Annotated in this window: 2 rRNA genes; both read right to left on the bottom strand. The window is 52.2% G+C overall.

Features of this window, described 5'->3' with window-relative positions:
- Nucleotides 1-15 precede the first annotated feature (15 nt).
- Nucleotides 16-128 (bottom strand): 5S ribosomal RNA (gene rrf / locus KYC_RS27620).
- 197 nt (nucleotides 129-325) lie between these two features.
- Nucleotides 326-3,210 (bottom strand): 23S ribosomal RNA (locus KYC_RS27625).
- Nucleotides 3,211-3,364 lie beyond the last annotated feature (154 nt).

Genomic DNA, 3,364 nt, shown 5'->3' on the forward strand with positions numbered 1-3,364 from the left:
TTTTGCGGAATAAAAGCCTGACGATGACCTACTTTCACAGACGTCCGTCCACTATCATCGGCGCAAAGGCGTTTCACTGTCCTGTTCGGGATGGGAAGGAGTGGTACCACCTTGCTATGGTCGTCAGGCGTAACTGGTTGAGCGGCTGCGGTTAGGCAACGGCTCCAATCTTGGAAGAAGCGCAACGTGTGGTGATCAGAGACTGGCTCGATGATCACGCACAGTGGGGTGTAATTGTGTTGGCTGGCTGCTGACGGGGCAGCCAGATTTTGTATTGAACGACACTTGGAACGCTATATCACCAGGTCATAACCATCAGTGTTATAGGATCAAGCCTCACGGGCAATTAGTATCGGTTAGCTTAACGCATTACTGCGCTTCCACACCCGACCTATCAACGTCCTGGTCTCGAACGACCCTTCAGGGGGATCAAGTCCCCGGGATACCTAATCTTCAGACGAGTTTCCCGCTTAGATGCCTTCAGCGGTTATCTCTTCCGTACTTAGCTACCCGGCAATGCCATTGGCATGACAACCGGTACACCAGAGGTACGTCCACTCCGGTCCTCTCGTACTAGGAGCAGGCTCCGTCAAGTATCCAACGCCCACGGCAGATAGGGACCAAACTGTCTCACGACGTTTTAAACCCAGCTCACGTACCTCTTTAAATGGCGAACAGCCATACCCTTGGGACCGGCTACAGCCCCAGGATGAGATGAGCCGACATCGAGGTGCCAAACACCGCCGTCGATATGAACTCTTGGGCGGTATCAGCCTGTTATCCCCAGAGTACCTTTTATCCGTTGAGCGATGGCCCTTCCATTCAGAACCACCGGATCACTATGTCCTGCTTTCGCACCTGTTCGACTTGTCAGTCTCACAGTCAAGCACGCTTATGCCATTGCACTATCAGCACGATTTCCGACCGTACCTAGCGTACCTTCGAACTCCTCCGTTACACTTTGGGAGGAGACCGCCCCAGTCAAACTGCCCACCATGCACTGTCCCCGATCCGGATAACGGACCAAGGTTAGAACCGCAAACAAACCAGGGTGGTATTTCAAGGATGGCTCCACGTGATCTGGCGACCACGCTTCAAAGCCTCCCACCTATCCTACACAGGCCGGTTCACAGTCCAATGCAAAGCTACAGTAAAGGTTCATGGGGTCTTTCCGTCTAGCCGCGGGTAGATTGCATCATCACAAACACTTCAACTTCGCTGAGTCTCAGGAGGAGACAGTGTGGCCATCGTTACGCCATTCGTGCAGGTCGGAACTTACCCGACAAGGAATTTCGCTACCTTAGGACCGTTATAGTTACGGCCGCCGTTTACCGGGGCTTCGATCAAGAGCTTGCACCCCATCACTTAACCTTCCGGCACCGGGCAGGCGTCACACCCTATACGTCGACTTTCGTCTTTGCAGAGTGCTGTGTTTTTAATAAACAGTCGCAGCCACCGATTCTCTGCGACCCCATCATGCTAAGCGCGCAGGCGCTTCACACTACCGGGGTATACCTTCTCCCGAAGTTACGGTATCAATTTGCCGAGTTCCTTCTCCTGAGTTCTCTCAAGCGCCTTGGAATATTCATCCCGTCCACCTGTGTCGGTTTGCGGTACGGTCTCGTACAGCTGAAGCTTAGAGGCTTTTCTTGGAACCACTTCCAATCACTTCGCAAGCAATGCTCGCTCGTGCCACACCCTTGATTTACGCGCCCGGATTTGCCTAAGCGCCATCTTCGATGCAGCAACAGGGACATCCAACACCCTGATGATCTTCCGCGATCCGTCCCCCCATCGCACTGTACGACGGTGCTGGAATATTAACCAGCTTCCCATCAGCTACGCATCTCTGCCTCGCCTTAGGGGCCGACTCACCCTGCGCCGATGAACGTTGCGCAGGAAACCTTGGACTTACGGCGAGGGGGCTTTTCACCCCCTTTATCGCTACTCATGTCAGCATTCGCACTTCTGATACCTCCAGCAGCCTTTACAAGCCACCTTCGCAGGCTTACAGAACGCTCTCCTACCGCGTGCACTAAAAGTGCACACCCGCAGCTTCGGTTTATCGCTTAGCCCCGTTACATCTTCCGCGCAGGACGACTCGATCAGTGAGCTATTACGCTTTCTTTAAAGGATGGCTGCTTCTAAGCCAACCTCCTGACTGTCTATGCCTTCCCACTTCGTTTCCCACTTAGCGATAATTTGGGACCTTAGCTGGCGGTCTGGGTTGTTTCCCTCTTGAGTCCGGACGTTAGCACCCGGTGCTCTGTCTCCCAAGCTGTACTTGCGGGTATTCGGAGTTTGCCATAGTTTGGTAAGTCGCCATGACCCCCTAGCTATAACAGTGCTCTACCCCCCGCAGTAATACTTGAGGCACTACCTAAATAGTTTTCGGAGAGAACCAGCTATTTCCAGATTTGTTTAGCCTTTCACCCCTATCCACAGCTCATCCCCTAATTTTTCAACATTAGTGGGTTCGGTCCTCCAGCACGTGTTACCGTGCCTTCAACCTGGCCATGGATAGATCATCTGGTTTCGGGTCTACACCCAGCGACTGAATCGCCCTATTCGGACTCGCTTTCGCTACGGCTTCCCTATTCGGTTAACCTTGCCACTGAATGTAAGTCGCTGACCCATTATACAAAAGGTACGCAGTCACCCCACAAGGAGGCTCCTACTGTTTGTATGCATACGGTTTCAGGATCTATTTCACTCCCCTTCCGGGGTTCTTTTCGCCTTTCCCTCACGGTACTGGTTCACTATCGGTCGATCACGAGTATTTAGCCTTGGAGGATGGTCCCCCCATCTTCAAACAGGATTTCACGTGTCCCGCCCTACTTTTCTTACGCTTAGTTCCACACACAAAATTTCGTCTACAGGGCTATCACCTGCTACGGCCGGACTTTCCATTCCGTTCGACTATCTTGCATGCTAAAACGTAAAGGCTCTTCCGATTTCGCTCGCCACTACTTTCGGAATCTCGGTTGATTTCTTTTCCTCGAGCTACTGAGATGTTTCAGTTCACCCGGTTCGCTTCCACTAGCCTATGTATTCAGCTAGGGATACCGCATTGCTGCGGTGGGTTTCCCCATTCGGATATCTGCGGATCAAAGCTTGTTTGCCAGCTCCCCGCAGCTTTTCGCAGGCTACTACGTCCTTCATCGCCTGTGATCGCCAAGGCATCCACCATATGCACTTAGTCGCTTGATCCTATAACGCTGTAGGCTATAGGACCTGAGTATTAGCGTTTGTGCCGTTCATAAGTTTCAAAGCAGTCTGAGGTTATTCACCCCAGTCTTGAGAACTTGGAACAAAATAATGCAATCACAACCCGTGCCCATCTTCATCAGCGAAGCTGATTACT

This window comes from Achromobacter arsenitoxydans SY8, assembly GCF_000236785.1.
In the GTDB taxonomy this organism is placed as follows: domain Bacteria; phylum Pseudomonadota; class Gammaproteobacteria; order Burkholderiales; family Burkholderiaceae_B; genus Achromobacter; species Achromobacter arsenitoxydans.